General features: G+C 69.0%; 17 protein-coding genes and 1 pseudogene. 6 read left to right on the plus strand and 12 right to left on the minus strand.

The features are described 5' to 3' along the window. Position 1 precedes the first annotated feature (1 nt). From AC6JA9_RS12970 to AC6JA9_RS12985, 4 genes are all read right to left on the minus strand, one after another. Positions 2–688, minus strand: coding sequence for a response regulator transcription factor (locus AC6JA9_RS12970; protein WP_497959818.1), 687 nt, complete (start codon positions 686–688; stop codon positions 2–4). Positions 689–718: 30 nt separating this feature from the next. Continuing rightward, positions 719–4,795, minus strand: coding sequence for an IPT/TIG domain-containing protein (locus AC6JA9_RS12975; RefSeq protein ID WP_497959820.1), 4,077 nt, complete (start codon positions 4,793–4,795; stop codon positions 719–721). Positions 4,796–4,930: 135 nt separating this feature from the next. Further along, entirely contained in the window at positions 4,931–5,275 is a 345-nt protein-coding gene (locus AC6JA9_RS12980; RefSeq protein WP_223748872.1) for a hypothetical protein, read from the minus strand. Between the two features lie 31 nt (positions 5,276–5,306). Then, positions 5,307–5,591, minus strand: coding sequence for a hypothetical protein (locus tag AC6JA9_RS12985; protein WP_483577451.1), 285 nt, complete (start codon positions 5,589–5,591; stop codon positions 5,307–5,309). A gap of 292 nt (positions 5,592–5,883) precedes the next feature. On the opposite strand from AC6JA9_RS12985, the gene AC6JA9_RS12990 reads away from it, so the two are divergent. Then, on the plus strand, positions 5,884–7,821 hold the full coding sequence (locus AC6JA9_RS12990) for a M57 family metalloprotease (protein WP_370642018.1): 1,938 nt from the start codon (positions 5,884–5,886) through the stop codon (positions 7,819–7,821). 311 nt (positions 7,822–8,132) lie between these two features. Here AC6JA9_RS12990 and AC6JA9_RS12995 read toward each other — a convergent pair whose 3' ends face one another. From AC6JA9_RS12995 to AC6JA9_RS13005, 3 genes are all read right to left on the minus strand, one after another. Continuing rightward, the gene (locus tag AC6JA9_RS12995; RefSeq protein ID WP_497959822.1) at positions 8,133–10,571 is read right to left on the minus strand and encodes an aminotransferase class V-fold PLP-dependent enzyme; all 2,439 of its coding nucleotides are present in this window, start codon (positions 10,569–10,571) and stop codon (positions 8,133–8,135) included. Positions 10,572–10,760: 189 nt separating this feature from the next. Continuing rightward, the gene (locus AC6JA9_RS13000; protein ID WP_497959823.1) at positions 10,761–12,389 is read right to left on the minus strand and encodes an alpha/beta hydrolase; all 1,629 of its coding nucleotides are present in this window, start codon (positions 12,387–12,389) and stop codon (positions 10,761–10,763) included. 234 nt (positions 12,390–12,623) lie between these two features. Further along, complete coding sequence (locus AC6JA9_RS13005) at positions 12,624–13,649, minus strand: DUF3592 domain-containing protein (protein WP_497959824.1); 1,026 nt, start codon at positions 13,647–13,649, stop codon at positions 12,624–12,626. A 184-nt stretch (positions 13,650–13,833) separates the two neighbouring features. On the opposite strand from AC6JA9_RS13005, the gene AC6JA9_RS13010 reads away from it, so the two are divergent. The 3 genes from AC6JA9_RS13010 (at position 13,834) to AC6JA9_RS13020 (ending at position 17,017) form a co-directional block, all read left to right on the plus strand. Beyond that, a complete protein-coding gene (locus AC6JA9_RS13010; RefSeq protein WP_223748877.1) occupies positions 13,834–14,220 on the plus strand; it encodes a hypothetical protein in 387 nt (128 codons plus the stop codon). 163 nt (positions 14,221–14,383) lie between these two features. Next, complete coding sequence (locus AC6JA9_RS13015) at positions 14,384–15,601, plus strand: SGNH/GDSL hydrolase family protein (RefSeq protein WP_497959826.1); 1,218 nt, start codon at positions 14,384–14,386, stop codon at positions 15,599–15,601. Between the two features lie 192 nt (positions 15,602–15,793). Continuing rightward, positions 15,794–17,017, plus strand: coding sequence for a lipase family protein (locus AC6JA9_RS13020; RefSeq protein WP_497959827.1), 1,224 nt, complete (start codon positions 15,794–15,796; stop codon positions 17,015–17,017). Positions 17,018–17,282: 265 nt separating this feature from the next. On the opposite strand, the gene AC6JA9_RS13025 is transcribed toward AC6JA9_RS13020, so the two are convergent. The 3 genes and pseudogenes from AC6JA9_RS13025 to AC6JA9_RS13035 all read right to left on the minus strand — a co-directional run. Next, the gene (locus AC6JA9_RS13025; RefSeq protein ID WP_497959828.1) at positions 17,283–17,858 is read right to left on the minus strand and encodes a hypothetical protein; all 576 of its coding nucleotides are present in this window, start codon (positions 17,856–17,858) and stop codon (positions 17,283–17,285) included. Positions 17,859–18,143: 285 nt separating this feature from the next. Next, positions 18,144–19,196, minus strand: coding sequence for a fatty acid desaturase (locus AC6JA9_RS13030; RefSeq protein ID WP_223748881.1), 1,053 nt, complete (start codon positions 19,194–19,196; stop codon positions 18,144–18,146). Positions 19,197–20,086: 890 nt separating this feature from the next. After that, a pseudogene (locus AC6JA9_RS13035) lies at positions 20,087–20,269 on the minus strand (NAD(P)-binding domain-containing protein); the annotation flags it as partial. A 109-nt stretch (positions 20,270–20,378) separates the two neighbouring features. Between AC6JA9_RS13035 and AC6JA9_RS13040 the strand changes: the two are divergent. Together AC6JA9_RS13040 and AC6JA9_RS13045 are read left to right on the plus strand one after the other, a co-directional pair. Beyond that, complete coding sequence (locus AC6JA9_RS13040) at positions 20,379–20,717, plus strand: winged helix-turn-helix transcriptional regulator (protein ID WP_497959830.1); 339 nt, start codon at positions 20,379–20,381, stop codon at positions 20,715–20,717. Between the two features lie 77 nt (positions 20,718–20,794). Continuing rightward, a complete protein-coding gene (locus AC6JA9_RS13045) occupies positions 20,795–21,229 on the plus strand; it encodes a RidA family protein (RefSeq protein WP_223785272.1) in 435 nt (144 codons plus the stop codon). 97 nt (positions 21,230–21,326) lie between these two features. Here AC6JA9_RS13045 and AC6JA9_RS13050 read toward each other — a convergent pair whose 3' ends face one another. Continuing rightward, positions 21,327–21,959, minus strand: a complete 633-nt coding sequence (locus AC6JA9_RS13050) for a hypothetical protein (protein ID WP_223785273.1) — start codon at positions 21,957–21,959, stop codon at positions 21,327–21,329. Beyond that, positions 21,956–23,425, minus strand: a complete 1,470-nt coding sequence (locus AC6JA9_RS13055) for a S41 family peptidase (RefSeq protein ID WP_223748887.1) — start codon at positions 23,423–23,425, stop codon at positions 21,956–21,958. The genes AC6JA9_RS13050 and AC6JA9_RS13055 overlap by 4 nt, the downstream gene beginning before the upstream one ends. Positions 23,426–23,432: the final 7 nt, after the last annotated feature.

Genomic DNA, 23,432 nt, shown 5'->3' on the forward strand with positions numbered 1-23,432 from the left:
TTCAAGGCGCGTCCTCCAGGTCGAAGCGGTAGCCGATGCCCCAGGCGGTGCGCAGCCGCGCGCCGGCGGGGCCCAGCTTCTTGCGGATGCGCGCCACGTGGGAGTCCACCGTCCGCGCGTCCCGCTCCTCGTTGAGGGGCAGGGCCTGGTCGGCGATCTGCTCACGGGTGAGCGCGCGGCCGGGGCGCTCGACCAGGTACAAGAGCACGTCCAGCTCGTGGCGCGTCAACGGCACCATCCCCTGGTCCTCCCGACTGACGGAGCGCGCATCCAGGTCGACGCGCACGTCCGCCCACGTCAGCACCCGGCGCGCGTTCGTCTCCGGCAGCCGCAGCCGGGCGCGGATGCGCGCGAGCAGCTCCTCCATCCAGAAGGGCTTGGCCAGGTAGTCCGCGGCGCCCAGTCCGAACGAGCGCAGCCGCGCCTCCAGCTCCTGCCTCGCGGACAGGACGATGATGGGGACATGGAGCCGGTGGTGCCAGGCCTCGAGCAGCGCGAAGCCGTCGGGGCCCGGCAGGTTCAGGTCCAGCACCACCAGCGCGGGAGGCTCCTTCAGCGCGGCCTCCAGCGCCAGGTAGCCGTCGGTGGCGAGCGTCACCTGGAAGCCCGCGAGCTTGAGCCCGCGGACGATGCCCGCGGCGATGGGAGGGTCGTCCTCCACGACCAGGATGGGGCCTTGCGAATCCATGGGGACGACCTCCGTGCCCGAAGCACGAGCCTAGCCGGCCAGGGCCTTGGGCATGGAGCCCTCCGCCTTCGTCACCTGGAAGGTGACGCTGCCCTGGGACGCGCCCCGGCTGTTCTCCACGACGATGGCCCCCGACGTGCCGCCGGAGGGCACCAGGAAGGTGAGCTGGGTGTCGCTCACCACCTGGTAGCGCTCGACGGCGGCGCCATCCAGCCGCACCCCCGTCGTCCCGGTGAAGTGGGCGCCCTCCACCGTCACCTGCGTGCCCATGGGACCGGAGCCCGGCGTCGCGCGGGTGAGGGTGGCGACCGCGGAGGCGTCCACCTGGAAGCTCTGCACCGAGTGCGCCGCGCCCCGCGAGGTGACGACCTGGATGGGCCCCTGCACCGCGCCGGAGGGCACCGTGGCCGTCAGCGCGGTGTCACCCTGCACGGTGAAGGACGCGGGCATGGCCGAGTCCCCGAAGCTGACCCGCTGCACGTCCGTGAAGCCGCCTCCCTGGATGCGCACCTGCGCTCCGACCTCTCCATTCGGCGGCGTGAAGCCGTCCACCCACACGACCTTGGGGACGGTGAAGGACTGGGAGGAACTCCCCGTGCCCGCGGCGTTGGTGACGCTGATGGGGCCCGTCGTCGTGTCCGCGTCGATGACGGCCACCAGCTCCGTGTCGCTGTTCACCTCGAAGGTGCGCGCCGGGGTGTCGCCGATGCAGACGCCGCTCGTCGCCGTGAAGCCCCTGCCGGTGACGGTCACCTTCGTCCCCGGGCCGCCCGTGTCCGGTGTGAAGCCGGTGACGACGGGCTTCACGTTCGTGCTCACGCTGAACGTGCTCTTCGTGGCTGCCTTGCCACCGGGCGTCGTCACGAACACGTCGCCCGTGAGCGCGCCGGACGGCACGGTGGCCGTGAGCTTCGTGTTGCCCTGCACCGTGAAGGCCGCCTGCGCCGAGGAGGCGCTGCCGAAGCGCACCTCGGTGGCGCTCCCCAGGTTCGTCCCCGTCAGGACCACCTGCGTGCCCACCGGGCCCGACGGTGGGGCGAACTGGCTGAGGGTGGGCGGCGCCACGAAGGTGAAGGCCATCGGCGAGTAGCCATCCGCCTTCGTGTTGGTGACGTGCAGGGGGCCGCTCACCGCCTTGTTGGGCACGTACGCGGTGAGCTCGGTGTCGCTCAGCACCTCGAAGAGGGGGGCGGCGACGCCTCCGAAGGCCACGCCCGTCGTGCCGGTGAAGCCGGAGCCGGTGATGGTGACGGCCGTGCCCCGGCCGCCGGTGAGCGGAGAGAACGTGGTGAGGACGGGGGGCGCGACGCTGAGCACCTGGAAGTCGTCCTTCGAGGCGCCGATGCCCGCCGGCGTCTCCACGGACACGGGGCCGCTGCCCGTTCCGGAGGGCGAGGTGACGGTGATGCTCGTGTCGCCGAGCGAGACGATGGGCACCTGCACCCCGGGCGTGCCGATGTGCACCGCCGTGGCCCCCGCGAAGCCGGAGCCGTGCAGGGTGATGGGGGTGCCGGGCGTGCCCTTGGTTGGCGAGAAGCTGTCGACGCTCGGCGCGGACAGGACGTTGAACGCGCTGGAGGAGACCCCCGTGCCCCGGCTGTTGGTGACGCGCAGGGGGCCGGAGGTGGTCCGGCTCCCCAGGACCGCGACGAGGTGGTGGTCATCCAGGACGGTGAAGGACGCCGCGGGCGCGCCGTTGAACGTCACGTCCGTGGTGCCGGTGAAGCCCGCGCCCGTCACGGTGACCTCGGTGCCCGGGGTGCCGGCGGTGGGCGTGAAGGCGGTGAGGGCGGGCACCTGGCTTCCCTTGACGACGAAGCCGTCCTGCGTCGCCGTGCCGCCAGGCGTCGACACGGTGATGGGGCCGCTGACGGCGCCCGGGGGCACGGTGATGATGAGCTGGTCATCCGACACGAGCGTGAAGGACGCGAGGATGTCCTCGTGGAAGTACACGCTCTTGGTGGACAGCAGGCCCGTGCCGTAGAGCTTCACGGCGTCGCCCTGCTGGCCGCTCGGGGGGCCCACGGAGCTGAGCGTCGGGGGCGCGGCCACCGTGAAGGGCGCGGCGCTCACGGCGGTGCCCTGGGCCGTCGTGAGCTGGATGGGGCCCGTGGTGGTTCCGTCCGCGACGCGGGCCACCACCTGGCGGTCGCTCCAGCAGCGGAAGTAATCGGCGGGCGTCCCGTTGAAGCTCACCTCGAGCGTGTTGGAGAGCCCCGTGCCGGTGAGCGTCACCTGGGTGCCCGAGGCGCCCTCGTCGGGGCTGAACCCGGTGAGGACGGGGGCGGACGCGGCCTTCGGCGTGGCGCCGCGCGAGGCGCCCTTGTTCGCGGGCGTGAGCTGTCCATAGAGATACACGCCGTTGTCGAACGCGACCCGCTGGAGTGACAGCGATTGCCCCTTCGAGCCCGTGTCGACGAAGCCATCCGCGTCGTCGAGCGCGTCCTGGAGCTTGGACATCACATACATGACGATGCCCATGTACACGGCGACGATGAGGGCCGCGACGACGCCGACGAGCGGCAGGGCCAGGAGCATCTCGAACTTCTGGACCGTGGGGTCGCTCGAGTCCGGGGCGTAGCTCACCTCGGGGTCCAGGATGTCGTAGTAGAGCTTCCCCACGCCATCCTTCTGCCGCACCGTCAGGGTGACGGTGCCCGTGAGCTGGATGGCCATGTGGAAGGCGGTGGCCTTCATCACCAGGGCCAGGCCCTTGTCCGTGAAGCCGAGGGTGAAGGCCTTCAGGTGGATGCTCTGCCCCTTCGCGTGGAGGGTGACGGGCTGGGTGAGCGAGAGCACCGGAGGGCTCCCCTTCACCTGGAAGTCCGACTCCGGCACCTTCATGGCCTTGGCCAGCGCGGGAATCATCTCCTGGAGCAGGAATGTGTCATCGACCAGGATGGCGAGGTTCTGCGTCGGGGACGTGGTGAAGGTGGGCGTGGAGGGGAAGGGCGTCGGCGCGGGCCAGCCCGGCGGGAGCGCGTGGTCGCTCATCATCAGGGCGATGAGGTCCGGGGCGTCGCCCGCCGTCAGGGAGAAGGTCATCGTCGTGGGCGCGCGCGGCGGGGGCTTCACCGCGCCGGTCGCCTTGCCCTGGGTGATGGCCGCCTGGAACTGACCGAGCACCGCCGTCTCGATGAGGGCGGAGACGCCGGACTTCGGGCTCATGGTGACGGTGAAGGTGTGCTCCGGGTCGAGGAACCAGAGCGTGTTCCAGGCCTTGGCGTCGTCCTCGTCCCCCGAGTCCGCCGTCGTCACGCACGTGGCGCCGCCCTGCAGGGTGGCCACGCCCTGGTCGACCTGGTTGACGGCCTGGCCGTCGTCGAAGGTCCACACGCCCACGAGGCCTGGCTGGGGGAGGGGGAGGGTGGCGTTCATCGCCTGCTGGAGCTGCGCGGCGGTGCGCGCGAGCGTCCAGAGCCGCACGGAGGACACCTCGCCGTCCAGGCCCTGGCCGATGCACAGGCTCTGCCCGTTCGTCCGCGGCTGCGAGGACAGCGTCGCGGTGCCCTTGGACTGTCCGTCCACGTAGAAGGTGATGACCTGGGCGGCGAGGGACACGGCCACGAAGTGCCAGTGGCCATCATCCAGCGTCGCGGCGGAGCCGGGGGCGACGCAGGTCTGGCCTCCCCAGGTCACCACGGGCCTGCCGCCATTGATTCCCACCGAGAGGCCCGCGTCGGGCACGGACACCAGCGTCTGCGCCTGCGTCGCCTGGGTTCGCACCCACACCTCCACGGTCAGCGCGTTGCTGTCGAGCGTCCAGGGGGCCTTGGCCCTGGCGTCACAACCCGCCAGGCCGTTCGTGGCGAGGTAGGCCGTCGGATAGACGCACCCCATGGCGAGGCTCGCCAGCCGGACGCCGACGCTCAGCGTCCCGTCGACGGCCTGCCGGGCCACGGTGCCCGTGCAGGGGACGCTGAAGACGACCGAGTCCGTCTGGCTGTCGAGCGCGACGGACAGCTGCTGGAGCCCCACCGTCACCGAGCCCTGCTGCAAGGTGACCGTCGGGTCCTGCGCGCCCGCGGCGAAATTGGCCGCCATCGTCGTCAGCAGCGAGGCATCGACGTTGACCGCGGTGTTCCACCCCTGATTGACATCCTTCATGACCATCTCCCCCTGCATGGCGCCCCAAGCGCCAATCCGAGTGGGGGCAGGATGCGGGGAGGATGTGGAGGAAGTGTGGAGCGGCCCCGGACGCGCGAGCGAGCCCGGGGCCTTCGGTCCTCCGGCCTCGGGGGACTACGGGTGCGGGTTGCTGCTCCAGCAGACGGCGTAGGCATCACGTCCGCAGAAGTTGTTCGCGTAGGCGTTGCAGTCGCCGTACGCGACGGTCTGCGTGGCCCACATCCACTCGCTGGTGCTGCGGCAGCGCCACGAACAGGTGCGGCCGCCTTGCGCCCAGCCGGCACAGTTGGCGGTCCAGGACGCGCTCACCTCGCCCGGGACGCGGTCCTTCGTCATCACGACGGAGGCCGGGTCCGGCAGCGAGGAGGCTTCGGTCGCCTCCTCCGGAGGGGCGCCGCACGCGGCGAGGAACATCGCGGAGGTCAGCGCCAGCAACAGGGGATTCGTCGGCTTCTTCATGGGAGGGATTCCGGGGGTGAGGGAAGCAGGCTCAGGGGATGCTCCAGCAGACGCTGTACGGCTCGCGGCCGCAGTCGCGCCGCGCCACGTCCTCACACTGACCCCACGCGACGTCGTTGTAGCCGTACCAGTGACGCCAGTCGTTGGCCGTGCACTTGAACGTGCAGTGCCGCGCCCCATTGGCGTACCCCTCACAGATGGCCTGCTCCGTCTCACCGAGCGTGCCCTCGGCGTCCGTCAGCTCCTCCGGCGCGCCGCCGCACGCCGCCAACATCCCTCCAAACGCCAGACCGATGATGAGTGACTTCATCTTCACGGGTGATTGTCCTTGGTGTGCCGGCGAGATGGCCGGCCTCTGGAATGTATTGGGCAGGCCTGACGTCGAGCAAATGCCCGTGGGGTGCTTGCTACCCATCCCTTCCTGAAGGCAGGGAAGATGAACGGCATATTCCCGCCTGGGCGTATTGTTGATGTCTGATGAAGGTTTTGCTGTCTTGGATGCGTTTTCTGGTTTATGGCAAAGAGAGCTCATTGCTAGGGATGCGGTCGAGCCTGGCGTGTCCCGGGTAGGCAGCGCATCTCCGTCGTCGAGCAATCAAGGGACGATCATGTTCAAGAAGACAGCAGCTCTCGCTGTGACCTGTGGCGCATTGTTGGTCGGTTGCGGCACGGAACCGAGGGCGGAGCACCAGGAGATCTTCTCCAACCTCATCGAAGCTGGCTTTCCGACCAACGACATCCGAATCGTTGACGGTGCCGTGTATGTGGGAGGTGATGCCCACGTCACGCTGGAGGCGTCGCGCGAGATGCTCCGGCCTTCCGAAGGGAGCGAGGAGCAGTACCGCACGAGCAACCTCGTTGGTATGGGCGTGACGAAGATCTGCGTCAACCCAACCGCCACCTTCAACAGTTATCCCAGACTGAGCCAGGGGTTGGACCAGGCCCTCATCAGCTTCAATGCGCGGGGTCTGCGCATCACCTTCGCGCGTGGGCCGAGCACTGGCTGCACCGCGAACATCACGGCGCAGACCACTTCGGGCGCTGGCGGCTCCGCCGGCTTTCCCTCGGGTGGCCAACCCTACGGAGTCATCAACATCGGCGTCGGTCTGAACAGTGCCAGCGCGGGCCTGAACAAGCACGTCATCATGCACGAGCTGGGCCATACGGTTGGCTTCCGCCACTCGGACTATTACAACCGCAGCATCAGCTGTGGCTCCGGTGGCAACGAGGAGGCTGGGAGCGATGGCGCCATCCACCTCCCTGGGACGCCAACCACGGCGATCGTGGGCGGGTCCGTCATGAATTCCTGTGGTGGCCCGACTGCGGGCAACGAGTGGACGGCCTCCGACATCGCCGCGCTGAATCACCTCTATGGGTACCGTCGGGTGGGCCCTGGGGCCGCGAGGATGGTGCCGGCTGGCGGATTCTCTTCGGACTACTGGGCGGATGCGTCCACGCACTTCCTGCCGGGCGACTTCAATGGCGACGGCAAGGGAGACTTCATCGCCATCCACGCCAATGGCGTGACGTATGGAAACACCTTCCTCTCGAATGGTGATGGTACCTTCCGGCGCGTGGCCTCCGGTGGGTTCTCCTCGGACTACTGGTCGGATGGGGCCACGCGCTTCCTTCCGGGCGACTTCAATGGTGACGGCAAGGGGGACTTCATCGCCATCCACGCCAATGGCGTGACGTATGGCAACACGTTCCTCTCGAACGCAGATGGCACCTTCCGGCGCGTGGCCTCCGGTGGGTTCTCCTCGAACTACTGGTCGGATGGGGCCACGCGCTTCCTTCCGGGCGACTTCAATGGCGACGGCAAGGGGGACTTCGTCGCCATCCACGCCAACGGCGTGACGTATGGCAACACCTTCCTCTCGAACGCAGATGGCACCTTCCGACGCGTGGTGTCCGGCGGGTTCACCTCGAACTACTCGTCGGATGGGGCCACGCGCTTCCTGCCGGGCGACTTCAACGGCGACGGCAAGGTGGACTTCATCGCCATCCATGCACGCGGCGGTACCTACGCCAACACCTTCCTCGCGAACGGTGACGGCACCTTCCGGCTCGTCGTTTCCGGTGGCTTCTCCTCCGACTACTGGGCGGATGGCGCCACGCCGTTCCTTCCGGGCGACTTCAATGGTGATGGAAAGGTGGACTTCATCGCCATCCATCCGGGCGGCGTCACCCACGCCAACACGTTCCTCTCGAACGGAGATGGCACCTTCAGACGGGTGGTCTCCGGCGGGTTTTCCTCCGACTACTCGGCGGATGGTGCCACGCCGTTCCTTCCAGGTGACTTCGATGGTGACGGCAAGGTGGACTTCATCGCCATCCATCCGGCCGGCAGCTCCCACGCCAATACCTTCCTCTCCAACGGTGATGGCACCTTCACGCGCGTGTCATCCGGCGGGTTCACGGCGGACTATTGGGCGGAGTCGTCCACGCGCTTCCTGCTGGGCAACTTCAATGGTGACGGCAAGATGGATTTCATCGCCATCCACCCTCGCGTCGGCACCTACGCTGACACGTTCCTGATGTACTGACGTGACGCCGGCGAGATCGCGGAGGGGATTTCGCCACCGAGTCCGAGGCGTCGCGGCTGAAGCAGGCGCTCCTCGACCTCCGCCGGCGGGCCATCTCGGACCTGGTGTCGTTCCACGACGGGGTGCACGCGACGCAGGGTGACGGGACATCCATCGCCTGTCCGGAGGGCTTCTCGCCGTGGAAGGAGGAGCTCCTCCTGACGCTCCTGCCCACGCGCCTCCAGGGATTCTCGCGCGTCGAGGTCCTCCTGGGGCTCTACGCCGCTGAAGTCACACCCGGACGACCGCCAGGGGCTTGCCGGCTGCCGGCCTCAGTTCACCGGGGCGTCTGCCAGGGTGTCCGCCAGCCGCGCGCCCTCGGTGTTCAGCAGGCACTTCGCGAACAGGTAGAAGCGGTAGGCGTCCCGGAAGTTCGAGCCCAGCCCGAACGAGACGCGGATGGCGCCGCAGTTGCCCTTGTTGAGGATCTTGTCGTCGAAGGTCTTGCAGTCGAGGATCTTCTCCGTCTTGTCGAGCTCGCAGTGCTCCGCGCCGGCGGTGGTGTACGTGGCCTGCTGCACCGCGCCCAGGTTGCAGAAGCACCCGTTGCGCACGGTGATGCCGAAGGACTCGGCGGCCCGCTTGACCAGGGCGTGCGGGAAGACGGCGTTGTAGCAGTCGAAGAAGTTCAGCATGACCGTCGCCCCCTTGTGCTCGGGCGGCGGGCCGTAGATGCGGCAGAGCGGGGCCTGGGCCTTGATGTCGTGCCGCAGCTCCAACAGCCGCGTCTCCAGCCACCTGGCCAGCGCCGTCGACCGCGCGCGGAGCTCATCCAGTCCGAGCCGGGAGAGGAACTCGAACCCCTGGGCGATGGCGTGGAAGGACGCGTAGTTGGGCGTGCCGACCTCGAACCGCTTCCCGTCGTCACGGTGCAGCAGCCGGTCCGTGGGAGACCACGGGCCCGAGTAGTAGCACACCGCGCCGCCCGCGAAGGACGGCGGGGTCAGCTTGCGAAGCGAGGAGCGCCTGGCGATGAGGCACCCGGTCCCCGTCGGATGGCCGAACATCTTGTAGAACGAGACCGCGACGAAGTCCGGGTGATGCACCGAGCAGTCCAGCCGGGACTGGGGGACGAGCGCCGCCGCGTCGCACAGCACCATCGCGCCCTTCTCCTGCGCGAGCGGAATCCACTTCAAGTCATGCCTGGCGCCCGTGGCGTTGGACTGCGCCGGGTACGCGAGCAGATGCGGGTGCCCCGGGGCGAGCTTCTCGAGCGAGCGCCGCATCGAGCTGTCCAGAATCAAGAGCTCCTTGTCCAGCGGGATGTACTTCACCGAGGCGCCCTTGGACTTCGCGTACTCGCGCAGGCCGTGGACCGAGGTGTGGTTGTCCTTGGTGAGCAGGACCTCCGAGCCGCTCTCGAAGGGGAACGACTCCGCCACCAGGCGGATGGCGCCGCTGGCGTTGGGGGTGAAGATGATCTCGTATTCCTCCGGCGCACAGCGGAAGAACCGATAGATCTCCGCGCGGGCCTTCTCGAAGGCCGCGTCGGAGGACTTCGAGCCGGTGTGCGGGTTGCCGAGGATGGTGCTCTTGAGCACCTGGTAGTCCTGCGTCAGGAGGCTCTCCGGGGCGAGCGTGCCGCCCACGTGGTCCAGGTACGCCTCCTGGAGGGCATCCAGGCGCGAGAACTCGGTGTCGCGCAGCGCTTCGACCTCGGCCTCGGGGTAGGTCGGGTGCTCGGCCAGGAAGGCGGCCTTCATCGCGTGGTAGGGGCGCAGCAGCTGGGCCTCCGCGAGCGGGAGCGGCCTGTCCGCGGGGCTCTCGACGAACTGGGGCGGCAGCTGTCGGAACGCGCTCAAGGCCGAGAAGTCGGGCCGGGGACTGGGGGCCACGGACTCCTTGCAGGCCTGGTCCACCTGGCCGCGCAGGAGCCAGGCCTTGACCTGGTAGTTCCGGGTGGGGACCTGCTCGTGGAACTCCCGGAGCATCGTGTCCAGGTACCCCTCCCGGGTGAGGGTGTCGCACTGGTTGAACTCCTCCAGGAGGATGCAGGCGTTGAAGAGGAACTCGCGGGTGTCCGGGTCGTCCAGATGGAAGGACAGGGGACATGAGGTCGCGACCTCGCTGACGCCCCGACAGAGCCCCTCGAGGGAGAAGGCGTGGGTGATGGCGGAGGGGTCGGTCAGGCTGAGGGCCGCGTCCATGATGGCCGAGGGCGTCCCGAAGTGCTTCTGGGATTGCCGCCGGGCCAGGTCGAACAGCTCGTTGTAGTGGAAGACGGTGCCGTAGAGCTTCCCGCCCGGACGCAGCACCCGCTTGAACTCCCGGGCGACGCGGGCCTTGTCCGGCGGGAACATCAGTCCGAAGCCGCAGACGATGATGTCGAAGCTGTTGTCCGCGAAGGGCATGTCCGCCATGTCCACGTCGGCGTGGAAGACGACGTCCCGTCGGAGCTCCGCACTGACCACCTTCCTCGCCATGTCGATGGCGATCTTCGACAGGTCCGTGGCGACCAGCCGCAAGCCCAGCGGCCGGGCCAGGTCCTCGTAGAGGTGGGTGGTGATGCGGCCCGTCCCACACGCGACCTCCAGGATGCTCGTCGGGGGAGCGTCCGGACGGATGTCCTTGCGAATCTCCCGGACGAGCAGCTCTCCATAGGGTTTGAAGAGCCGGGGGCCCAGGACACGCTCGTAGAACTCCATGAACGTGCTCAGGGACCACTTCTGCTCCGACACGGTCTTGCAGTGGTGCGGCGCGGTGTTGTGCATTGCGGGCTCCCAATGGCAGCCGGGGCGCGTGGCCGCCTTGTTGTGTTTGTATCTCATTGGGGTCCGGAAGGGTCAATGTCTGGCGGCGATGGTGGTGTGATGCCTCAGGGGATTGGTGGTATCCCCGGGGTGGGCTGTCTTCGGGGTGGCCCGCATGGATGTCATTGTGCGGGCCAGGAGCCCGCACGGTCAGGGCGTCGGCCGCAGTCTCGCCCGCAGTCGCGCGGTCTTCTGTCCGGTCCATCCCTGGGGGCGAAGCAATGCCAGCCATCCGTCGACGTGCTCGCCCGTATAGACGTGTCCGTAGCCGGGCGGCACGGCCATCCCCAGCGGCAGGTCGGCCGTCACCTGCCAGAACGTGACGAAGGGCAGCCACACCATCGCGTCCACGACGTCGTCACCGCGGGGCTCGCGCAGCCAGTCCGGCCGTCGCAAGAGCAATCGGGGGCTCCACCAGGTGATGGGGTCCGAGGGGTGCAGCAGATAGAGCACCCGGGCGTCTGCCCAGGGCGCCATGGCGGGGGGAATCTCTTCCCCGGGGCGCCGGCTGAAGCGGACGATGCGACCCTCGCGGTAGATGGGCTCCACCTCGGGGCTGCCGGCGTCGCGCTGGTCGGTGAACTCGCGGTACAGCGTGTTGAACTGGGGTGGGCCGACGAAGAGCGCGCCGTGGGTGCGATTGGCCAGGTCCCGCTCGCCGCTGAAGGCCGTCTCCCCGCCGTACGAGCCCAGGCTCTCCCCAAACACGAACAGCTTGGGGCGCCGGTCCTCGGGGAGCCGGGACCAGCGCTCGTAGACGGCGTCGAAGAGGGCCCGTCCCGCCTCGCGCGCCCGCTCCTGGTCCACCAGGACGGAGAGCCATGACCACAGATGCGAGTACTGCATGGAGACGATGGCCGAGTCGCCACCTGTCAGGAACTCGAAGGCCTCGACGGACTCGGGCACCACCCAGCCGCTGCCCGTCGTCGTCACGACCAGCAGGAAGTCGCGCTCGAAGCCGCCCGCGCGCTCCAGGTCACGGACGGCGAGCTCGGCGCGGCGCTCCGCATCCGGGGCGGACGCATGACCGGCATACACCCGGATGGGCTCCTTCGCGGGGGCGCCATGGAACGCGGACAGCTCCTCCACCGAGGGGCCCTGGGCCACGAAGCTGCGGCCCTGGCGGCCCAGCGTCTCCCAGGGCACGAGGGAGTCGGGGCTCCCGGAGCGCAGCGGGCTTCGTGGCGCAGACACACCCTCGGCGGTCGTCGTGTCCTGGAGGGCCAGGGTGCGGTCCGCCAGGGAGATGAGCCCATCCCACAGCACGCCGCTGAGGACCAGGAAGGTGAGCGTCGCCACCGCGAACCCGCTCGTCGCCCGGGCCGCGCGGGGGCCGATGTGGCGCGACAGGCGCGTGTTCAGTCGATGGGAGAGCGAGCGCAGCCCTCGGCCCGCACCGATGAGCAGGAGGAAGAGGAGCGCGGCGATGAAGGGCGCGAACAGGTAGCCCGCACGGCCCGGGTGGGGCATCCCCATCCGCTCCCGGATGCTCGCCTGCCAATGCCAGCCCAGCACCAGGGATGCGGCCAGGGCCACGGCCGCCACCCCGAGGAACCCTCGCCAGGCCCGGGCGCTGGGTGAGCGCGGAGGTCGGTTGGCGAACTCCCGCCAGAGCCAGGCACCCGCCACCCCGAGCCCGTAGCCGATGACCGCGCTGATGCCGCTGACGAGCCCCTGGAAGGGGCCGCCGCGAGGCAGGAGCGAGGGGGTGAATGACAGACACGCGAACACCAGCGCGACCCACGCACCAGGCAGCGTGAAGTGGCGCCACCAGGCCATGGCCCGACTCCGGTGCCACCCCCCACGCGCGGATGCTGCTCGCGCGGGGCTTCCGATGAGGCGCTCCATGTGACCCCCGAAAGACAGACTCGCCCTGCTCGTCCCTGGGGAAGGGTAGGCGCGGAGGGCGCGGCCCACAGCGTGCGCTCGCCGCTCCTGCCCGGCGCGATGGATGGGGCGGGCGAGCCTCCGTGCACGCGCCCGCCGCGTCCCGGTGGCCCGATGCGCCTCGGGTCAGGCCGAGCGCAGCGCCTGGAGCGCGACCTCCCCCACCTGGAGGTCCTTTCTCAACCACCGCGCCAGCGCCTCCGCCTGCTCCTGTCGGGTATGGCCGCACACGGCTTCCTGTCGCGCCGTGCCGTCGGCGGTGGCGACTTCGAGCGTGACGCGGTAGCGCGTCTTGTTCTTCGCGGACACCTGGGACTCGACACGCAGCGACAGCACGTCGTTCCACCGGACGTCGAGCCGCGCCTTGCGTCCCAGGATGGGCGGCAGCGAGAGCCTCCGCTCCCGGCGGTGGAGGCGGACCTCGTAGTGGCCGGCCTTCTTCCGGGCGTGGAGGTAGCGCCCGACGAGCAGTCCGCACGCGAAGACGACGACCCAGGCCGCCACGCCCGCGGCCAGGGGTGGGTTGACGCCCGCGAGGGTGCTCGTGAGCACGACGCAGAGCAGGGCGGAGGTCGCCATGGTGATGGCCGCCGAGGTGGCCGTGTCGGGTGCGTCGAGCACCACGCACTCGCTGCCGTCCTCCCGTGTGAAGGGGGACAGCAGCGGCGACTCCGGCTTGAAGGACCCCACCACCAGCTTCAGCAGCCAGAGCCCCACCAGGTTGAAGGGAAGCAGTATCAGGAGCACGACCAGCTCCGTGCCCCCGAGACCCGCCTGGAGGACCGCCTCCGAGGGGTCGCCCGGCGCGTGGTGCACGGTGACGCGAGCCCCGACGGGGTACCGGGCGACCAGCGCCTGGGCCTCCTCGAGGTCCCCCGAGCGCGAGGTCATGATGCGGTACTTGTGGCCCTCGTGCCGTCGTCCGTCGACGGAGTACGTGTAGGTCAGCTCGAGGCCGTGCGTGGTGCTCTTGTTGCCGCGGACCGAGCGCACCTCGCTCGCGGTGATGGTGCCCTGCGCGGTGGGCCAGCTCGCGGACTGGGCCTGACGCCTCACGCTGGAGCCCGCCATGTAGTCGGCGAACCCGGTGATGGCCCACCACGGCAACGCGAACACGAGCAGCACGACGGAGGAGCCCACGCGAGCAAGCATGGCGCGAGTCTACTGGAGTCCTCCGGAATCAACGAAGCAGGGGGAGGCCGGCCGCCCGCGCCCGGCGACGTCTGGCGGCGGATTCCGACCGCTGGTCGGGAGCGTCGCCGCCGTGCTCGTGCAGAGGTGCCACCTTGTCAGGGCTTCACGCCGTGCTCATCGCCCGTCGAACCGGAGCCCCTCCATGTCCATCTCGATTCCCCGAACCTCGTACCGCGCCGCCGTCGGCCTCTCGCTCTTCGCCGTGTCCTGCCTCGTCTGGCTGAGCCTCGGTGTCGGCATCATCGGCTCTGACGGTGCGCGCGTGAACCTGCTCCATGGTGGGGTGGTGCTCATCGGCGTGGCCGGTTGCTTCATCACCCGGCTGCGCGCGGCAGGCATGGCGCGGACGCTGGTCGCGATGGCCGTCACCCAGGCCGTCATCGGCCTCGTCGCGGTGCTCGCGGGCTGGGGCTTGCCGTGGAGTCCTCCGGCCGAGGTGCTGGGGCTCACCGCGGGCTTCGTCTCGCTGTTCCTGGGGGCTGCCTGGTTGTTCCAGCGCGGCGCGGGTGGTCGCGCCGTGGCCTCGTGAGCACTCGGGGGCCCTTGCCAGGTCGCTCGACGTCGCGTCGCACGTCTGGGAGCGGTCCGGCGTGCGCCTCCAGGCCTGCTGGTGGCGCCAGAGGGTGATGGCCACCCGGCGCGCCGTGCGGTGGGCTCCGCCTGGACGAGAGCCCTGAGCCTCGGGAGGCACCATGTCGCGCCTGTTCAGGAGCCTGTGTCACCTCGGGTGGGCCGTCATGGTGTGGGTCGTGTGCGCGTGTGGCGAGAAGGCGTCGCTCGCCTCGCCGCACTGGCTGCCCGCCTTCACCGCGCCGATGCACCCGTCGGCCTCGGCCACGGTGGGAGGTGAGCTCGCCGGACCGAGCTTCCGCGACCAGACGGTGCGCATGTTCGTGCGGCCCACGCTGGCGGGCCCCCGGCTGCGGCTGGTGTTGAGCAACCAGTACGGTACGCAACCCTTGCAGGTCGCGTCGGTTCGCGTCGGATTGAGGACTCAGGGCGTCTCCATCGACCCCTCGACGGACCGGCAGGTCCGCTTCGCCGGCACGGCGTCCGTCAGCATCCCTCCGGGGAGGACGGCCACCAGCGAGCCCGTGGAGCTCGCGATCGATGGCCTGCGGGATGTGGCGGTGTCGCTCTACTTCCTGGAGCGCTCGGGGGCCGTGTCCTGGCACCTGGAGGGCACGCGGAGCACCTATGTCTCTGGCCGTGGCGACCACGCTGGGTCCGCGAGCTTCGTGCCCGCGCTCACCACGCGCAGCCTCTACTTCCTCACCGCGCTGCACGTCGACGCCGTGGCGGATGCGTCCCTGGTCGTGGCGTTCGGCGACTCCATCACCGATGGTGTGGGGACCACGGCGGACCAGGAGCGCACCTGGCCCGCGCGCCTGTCGCAACGCCTGAGGGCGCGAAGCGGACGCGCCGTGGGCGTGCTCAACGCGGGGCTGTCGGGCAACCGGCTGTTGGAGGACGGCTATGGCCCCAGCGGCTTGCGCCGCTTCGAGCGCGACGTGCTGACCCAGCGCGGCGTGAAGGCCGTCATCCTGCTGGAGGGAATCAACGACATCGGCCGCCCGGGGGCGGCATCCGGGGCCGAGCGCATCACCCAGGCCTACGAGCAGCTCATCCAGCGGGCGAGGGCCCGGGGCATGAAGGTGTATGGCGGGACGTTGACGCCGATGAAGGGTCATCCCTACTTCACGGCGGCGAGCGAGGCCACGCGCGAGGCGGTGAACCAGTGGATTCGCACGGCGGGTCGGTTCGACGCGGTGATTGACTTCGAGGCCGTGCTGAGGGACCCGGCGGACCCCGACGCGATGCGAGCGACGCTGACGGTGGACGGACTGCACCCCAACGATGCGGGCCACGCGCTCATGGCGGAGGCCGTGGACCTCCACCTGCTCGAGTGATGTGCCAGGGTACGGGAAAGTTCTCCTGTCGACGAATGCCGGACACGCCTGACACGTCAAGTGCCCGCCCTGACGCGTCAAGTGTCTGGAGGGGGTTCGCAAATGCCTGTGTTTGCGTTGGAGTCCGGCTCTGGCGTGCTGGCATGTCTTCTGCTCCGAGGGAGTGCACCACCCCCAATGGAGGAACTCCAGATGAAGGTCGTGCAGCCCATCAATCCAGGCGGCAGCTACAACATCATCCAGACGGTCTACCGGCTCTCGCGGTTCTCCGGCCTGGGGGACCAGCTCGAGGACACGGCCTCCAACATCGCGCTCGCGCTCGGGCCCATCATCGACAGCGCGTTGACCCAGAATGCGCAGCAATTGGGCGTGTGGACGCGGGTGTGGGGTCCTTGTGTCTATCAAACGGACAAGGACTGCTCGGGGAAGGGGCGCGTGTCGAAGGTGGCCGACAACGTCATGTACGTGGCCTACAACGCGCAAGCGGACTGCTATGTCGTGGCGGTTGCTGGAACCAACGGGAATCGGGACACGACGTACAACTGGTACGACACGGACTGTCTGGACAACAACGTCTCGGTCACCGTGCCCTATCCGATGGGCATCACCCCGACGAACAGCACCAATCCCAGTCGTTCCAACATCGGGAACGTCTCCCAAGGGGCGGCCTGGGGGACCACGAATCTGCTGAACATGCTGGACCCGCGGACGAATCAGTCGCTGCAGACCTTCCTGGGGACGAAGGAGTCGCCCAAGTCGACGCTGGTCTTCACGGGGCACAGCCTGGGAGGCTCGCTCAGTCCGACGTTGGCTCGCTGGCTCTATCCGAGCATCTTCGATGTGAAGCGTTGGAACGACGTCTTCGTGCTGCCGACGGCCGCGCCGACGACGGGAGACCAGGGCTTCGTCAACTACTTCAGCGGGCTCTTCGTTCCGACGTACATCACCGGCATCGCGAATTATGGCTACTGGAACCAGGTCATCACGAACGTGTACGACGTGGTGCCGCATGGCTGGACCAACCTGATGAACGTCCAGCCGCACAGCGTGCAGAATGACGTCGTGTGGGATTACGTCAAGAACCAGTCCATCCAGACGCTCTACGGCCCCCTCACCGGTGTCTTCGGGCTCGACGCCAACCTCGCCTATGGGACCATCCACCCGCTGTACGAGCGGGTCCCGAACCCGAATCCCTACGTCAGGCTGCCTTCGCAGTTCTTCATGCCGTCGCCGCTGCCCGCCCAGCCGGCGGACTTCGCGGACTTCATGACGACGGTGGGGCAGCAGCACATCGACGCCTATGACGCCTTCTTCGGGGTGCCCGCCACCGTGGCCAGGCCGAAGGTGAGCCTCCTGAGCGCTTCACCCGGCGCGGGGACGACGGAGGGCTCCGCAGCGGTGCGGAACATCGCCTGAGGTCGAGAAGGCGAGCGGCCCCCGTCGGTCAATCGGCGGGGGCCTGCTTCGAAAGCAGCGGCGCCAGCATCGCCACGCTGCGCGGCCCAGGTCTCCACGATGACGAGCATTCGCATGAGCGGGATGTGGCCCGGTCAAGGGGGGGCGGTTGCCGTGGAGCTGGCTCGCGAGGGTGGGGACGTCCCGCGGGAGGGGGCGTAGCGACGGAGCGGCTGTCGCGCTCACCGTGCCCACGGGACAGGTGACCACGGGCAACCACCTGGAGTCAGAGCACTTGAACGAGGCTCAGGGACAGGAGCCCGTTGAGCGAGGACAGCCCTTCGGGCGAATCACAGGCCGCGAGGTCCGTGGAGACGAAGGTCGCGGTTCGTACCGAGGTGGCGCCCTCGAACTTCCCCGACAGGACGGTGCCGGTCTCCTCCGCGATGGCCACGGCCGGCTCGGAAGCCACCCGCACCTGCGTGCTGCGCAGGGTCGAGGTCTCGCCTGTATTCCACGTCAGCGACAGCGTGGTGGAAGGCGTCTTGAGGAGGTTCGCGCAGGAGAGGCCCGGCTCGTTGAGCTGCCTCCAAGCGGTCGCCGAGGTCACCGGCGAGCCCAGGAGCGTGACGCAGTTGCTCAGGACGCCCGTCGAGGTGGTGACGACGTCCTGGGGCGTCCGTCGCAGCGGCGGGTCGAACGTCACCGTCACGGAGCCCACCGGACAGGTGACGAGCGTCGACAGGCCCTGCTCGACGGAGGCAGGCACCTCGCCCTCCGCGGAGCCGCCCTGATGCTCACCGCAGCCCACGTACAGCATCCCCGTCGTAACCACCGCAACGAGCCAGCCAGGCTTGACCATCGAGACCTCCAGAGGGGTTGCTCCACGAGGCTAGCGGCGCGTCCGACTCAGCGTCTCCGAAGCGGTCCGCGGCAGCGTTCGTCGCCTGACGCTGGCCCTGTACGATGGTCCCATCTTCCCTGCATGGAGCGGCTGCTCCACCCACCCACCCCTCGCTCACCTCCTCCTCGCCTGCTCGAGGCACCAGGGGCGAAGGGCGACGCCCAGCGCTCTGTCAGCCCATCTCCACGCAGGGTGGACCTCAGGCGCGCCGTCCGAGGCCGTCCGAGAATCACGAACTCGGGTTCATCCGGCCACCGCGACGGCCTTGGCCTTCTGTTCCTCCAGCCAGGGGAGGTAGTGGCGCGCCATGAACTCCGGCTTGAAGTCGCGGTAGCTGCTGATGGCGCCGAGCCAGTGCGCGCCGCGGATGCACTGCCAGGCGGGGTCGAACTGGTACGGCAGGAAGCCCGCGCGCGCGCCTTGCGGATAGAGGTGGTGGTTGTTGTGCCACTCCCCGGTGATGAGGCCCGGCCAGCGCTGGTTGATGGACTGGTCGCGCCGGTTGAAGTCCACCCCGTCACGCCGACGGTCCTTCCCACCCCCGTGCCCGTCATAGTTGAACGTCCGCACGCCCACGACCCACACCCCGGACCAGCCGAAGAGCGCCAACGCCAGCGCGTGCCCGCCGAGCAGGAAGAACACGCCGTACCAGACTGCCCAGTTCGCCAGGAAGTGCGCCACCGTCCAGGCCGGGTGACAGAGTGAACCCCACTTCTGGTACTGCGCATGGCTGTTGAGGTGCACCCCCGTGTGCTCCATCAGCTTGCACAGCTGCGCGTAATCCCTGGCGTTCAAGTCCTTGCGGATACCCTGATGATTCGCGTCCGCCAGGAAGCAGTAGAGCCAGCCGGCCTTCGCGTTGTAGGGGTCGCCCGGCTGCTCCGACCTGGCGTGGTGCACGTGGTGGGAGATGACATAGGCCTCCTCCGAGATGGTCTTCACCACCAGGTTGCGGCACAGCTCCCGGAAGAAGGCGTTCTTGAACTTGAACGCACGGTGCGTGGCATAGCGGTGGAACCAGATGGTGCCGTGGGTGCCCAACACCACCATGCTGTAGACGAAGCCCGCCAGCAGCAGCCACACGCTGAAGTGATGGGTGAAGAAGAGCGCCAGCGGGATGCCGAACCCCAACGTCGTGGCCCACCCCGTCAGGGCCAGCCAGTTCTTACGGGTTCGTAGAATGTTCAGTCGGGAGAAGAACTCCGAGAGGATTTCCCGGTGGGTGGGCACATGGAGCGCGCCGTTCTTTTCGTAGCCGTAACTCGGAGGGTCGAGGATGCGATCCAGAAATGACATGAAATCCTGAGCAGGCTGCCGGACGCGTGGGAAAGCGTGAGTGTCTCATGAAACTCCGGCGGTCGTGCCAGGTGTCACCCGATATTTGATTTCGAGGGGGCAGGCGCGAGCGTCGCGAGGGAGGAGACGCGCTCCCCGGCCTCGTGAAACGTGCCGGGGGGCCCTCCTCATCCTGCCGGTCCGCGATGACTCAGCCTCTTGCCTGGCGCGCGGCTGTCAGCGAGGGGTGGCCTCACCGGCTGCCCTCAATCTGGCCCGCGGCGCCATGCCCCGCGTCGATGGCCTGGCGGAAGATGCGGGCGACGAAGCGGGGCACCGCATCGCTGATGCCATCTTCCTGAGACAGCTGCACCAGCCGGGGGATGTCGTTGCCCGCCGTCTCCCAGCGTGCTCTCGGGGTTGGCGTAGCCCGCGGTCTGGAGCTCCTTCGCCATGTGGCGGGCGTCCTGACCCAGAGTGGGAGCGAGCGCGTGCAGCGCCCCGCCGAAGGCCGTCGCGTCCAGTTCCTCGGCGCGGCAGACGCGCGCCATGGGCAAAGCCCATCCAGTGCGTGGCCAGATACGTCAGCACCGCCGAGAACATCGCGCAGGCGGCGCCTATCGCCTCGCCCATGTGAGCGTGCCGCCCAGGGCACGCAGGACGCCCTCATGTCGGCGCAGCACCTCGCGGGGGCCCGAGAGCACGATGGCGCCGTCCTCGGTGCCAGCCTGTCGAGGCAGGCGAGGACTGCCCCGCGGAGCAGGTCGATGTCCCGTCCGCGCGCCCAGGTCTCCAGGTCGCGAGCCTCCTTCCGTGTGCTGGAGCTGAGCTGCACGAACGTGTGCCCCGACAAGGCCGAGGTCACCTCCGGCACCTCGAGGATGTCGCGACCACCACCAGCGGGCTGGCCTCTACCGCCGCCGCCGCGCTGGGGCCACCACCGCCCCGGCTTGTCGCAGAAGCTCGGCGCGGCTCGCGGTGCGGCTCCAGACCGTCACCCGATGCCCGGCCCGGAGAAAGGCTCCCGCGAGAGCCGAGCCCATCTTGCCCAGCCCGATGACCGTCACGTCGCCGCGTGGATTGCTCATGTCGGCTGTCCCCGGGGGCGCTCCTTTGGATGCGTGCGTCTGTTATTTGGATGAATCGCGGCGCGGCACAAGTCCTTACAAAATTGTAAGTGCCGGACGAGGAGGAGACGGGAACATGGTGAGAAGGCAATCGGCCGCGGACTGCGACCTCGGTGTGGCGCGGGCCTTCATCGGAGGCAAGTGGAAGTCGGCCATCCTGTGCGAGCTGTACGCGGGGCCAGTGCGCTTCGGCGAGCTGCGACGTCGGGTGCGCGGCGTCAGCGAGAAGGTCCTGTTCGAGCAGCCCCGGGAGCTGGAGGCCGCTGGCGTCGTCGGCCGCGCGGTGTTCGACGAGGTGCCGCCCAAGGAGGAGTATTCGCTCACGCCCACGGGCCTCACGCTCGCCCAGGCCGCCCACCCCCTGGTGGAGTGGGGATTGCGTCACGCGGCCCAGGTATCGGCCGAGCCGCACTGAGGACGCCTCCGGTCCGATTCGATTGAAGGCGGGAGTGCCGGCCCGCATATTGGGGGCGGACTCCACACAGGTGAATCATGGGACAGAGCACTGAATCCTCGAAGACTCCTCCGTTGGTCCTGACGAATCCGAAGGGGTTGTTCGACCCGGCGCCCTACGGCTTCTCGCACGTGGCGCAGGTGGCGGCCGGAACCCGGCTCATCTATCTGGCGGGGCAGGGCGGCGAGCGTGAGAGCGGCGCGCTGGAGCCCGACTTCCGCCTCCAGGTGAGGCAGGCGCTCCAGAATGTCCGCACGGCGCTGGCGTCGGTGGGAGCGGGCGTCGGCGACGTCGCCAAGCTCACGATGCTCGTGGTGGACCACACGGAGGAGAAGCTCCGCATCATCGGCCCCGAGCTGGACGCGGCCTGGGGGGATGGAATGAAGCCGACCTGTACGCTGATTCCCGTGCCCCGGCTGGCGCTGGACGGGATGCTCTTCGAGGTGGAGGCGGTCGCCGTCCTTCGGACCTGAGGAGCCGACGCTCCGGCTCGGGAGACCCTCGTGCGAGGCGGCCTTCGTCGTCACGCTTGCCGATGGAGGGGGGGCTCCACGGGCTCTCCTCGGTGACTCAGGGCCAGGGTTTGACGGGCGCGGCGAGAATCCGCCCGAGGGATTCGTCCCGGGCGGCGTCATCGTCTTCCGTCAGTGCGCGCAGGAGCGTCAGTCGCTCATCCTGGTGCGCCAGGTCGTAGGCCCACAGGCCATGTCGCGTCATCAGCATCTCGGCGGCGTCGAGCAGCATCGACTCCCGAGGCCGCGTGCGGATGAGCCGCGCCAGACGCGCGCTGGCATCGCTCGATGGCGAGGCCCGGCGCAGCCCTTCCGTCGCGATGCCCTTGGCCCACGGGTCCTGGATTCGGGCCACGGTGTCCTCGAGCAGGTCCAGGGCCAGCGGTTCGCCCGTGAGCACGCCGAGCGCTGATGCGACCTCCAGGTCGAAGTACTCGCGCCTCGCTCCGGGCTTCCACGGCAGCGGGAGTGCTTCACGCAACAGTGTGACGGTGGCTGGTGTCGGGGCCAGGAGGGCCAGCGCCACGGGGGCCCGTTCCTCCCGCTCGGAGAGCAGCCGCGTCAACGTGGCGAGCACCTGGAGGTGCTCTTCTGGCGTGAGGTGTCGAAGGTTGCCCAGCGAGAACCCATCGGCACGCTCCCGTCCCTGGGCATCGACCTCCCGTAGGAACAACTCGTAGGCCGCCGTCATTCGCGAGCGCCTCCAGGGACTGCGTTCCGTCGACCCGAGGCCACGTCCACCACCGACAGCACGGCCCTGGCGTGGCCCTCGTGCAGGTCGTCTTCGGGGAAGACCTCCAGTTCCTGCTGGGGAGGGATGCCGCGTGCCTCGAACAGCTGCCCCTTCGGGTCGAGATAGCGCTCGTTGGAGAGCTCCACGCTCCATCCATTCGGGAGCGGCTTGACGAGCACGTCGGAGAGGGCGCCTCGGGTGGTGGTGCCCACGTGGGTGACATTCGGCAGCGCGCGCATGGCGAGGGTGAAGACTTCCCCGGCGCTCACGGTGATGTCGCTCGTCACCAGGTAGACAGGACCGGTGTAGCGCGGTCCGGAGGCGGGCTCGACGTGGAAGGCCTGGGGAGGCACGTCGGAGTTGAAGGGGACCTTGGTGTAGGCGAGCCGCCGGGTGTCGGTGAAGCGCGCGGCGATGGCTCGGGAGATGACGTCATGTCCGCCCCGGTTGTTGCTCACGTCGACGATGACGGCCCGTGCGCCCTGGAAGGATTGCAGCGCCGTGTCGAGCGCCTCGTCGAGGACCCGGAGTTCCTCGCGCGGCGGGACATCGTCCTCGTCGACATAGCCCCCCATCGTCACCACGTTGAGGTAGCCGACGTCGCCCACGAGCCCATGGAAGATGCGCTTGTTCGCCACGTGGTGGCCCGCGCCCTTCAGCACCGTCTGGAGGATGCCGTCGCGGTAGGCGGCGAGCCAGGCGCGCTGGGCGTCCCGGGATGACTGTCCCGCCTTGCTCCCCTCGGCGTCCACGCGCTCCAGCGTCCGGGCCTCTCCCTCTGCGTGGCCGAGTGTCTCCCCATCCACCTCGGCGGCGATGCGGGTATGCGCGTCCCCGAGTCCCGTCGTCAGCGCCTGGAAGACTCCGAACAACGCACGGGGCTTTGTCGCGTCGGTGACCCTGGGGCGGAGCGCGGCGACACGGGCGCTGAAGTCCACGTGGCGCTCCGCGAAGAAGGCGTAGTGCTCCGTGAAGGTCGCGGCGAAGAGCTCGAACAGCCGCGGTGGCGTCCACTCGGTGTTCGCCGAGCACTCCGGGGGCAGGGCGGGGAGCCGCTCGAAGAGGTACCGCGTGTCGCCGGGGACGGCGCTGAGGGACAGGCTGTCGGGAGCCGAATCGGGCATCACGTGGACGAAGCCCGACAGCGCTCCGGGTTCTTCGCCGGGCTGCGGGTAGCAGCCGGCGGCTGTCGCATGGTGCAGCTTCAGGTCCTTCGCGGAGACGGTCAGGACGTGCCCATGGCCGCGCGAGCGCCAGACCCCCCGGGCTGCCTCCGCGGTGACGCCGTCCTGGACGAGGAGCACGGGCTCCGCCGAGGTGGAACGGACGCGCGAAGGGGAGGTGGCGCAGCCTGGAAGGCCCGCGACGAGCAGGAGGAAGACGGTGGATTTCACGAGGTGAGGGCGCACGAGGGTGCGGCCCACGCTAGAC

This window comes from Myxococcus sp. MH1, from assembly GCF_059738865.1.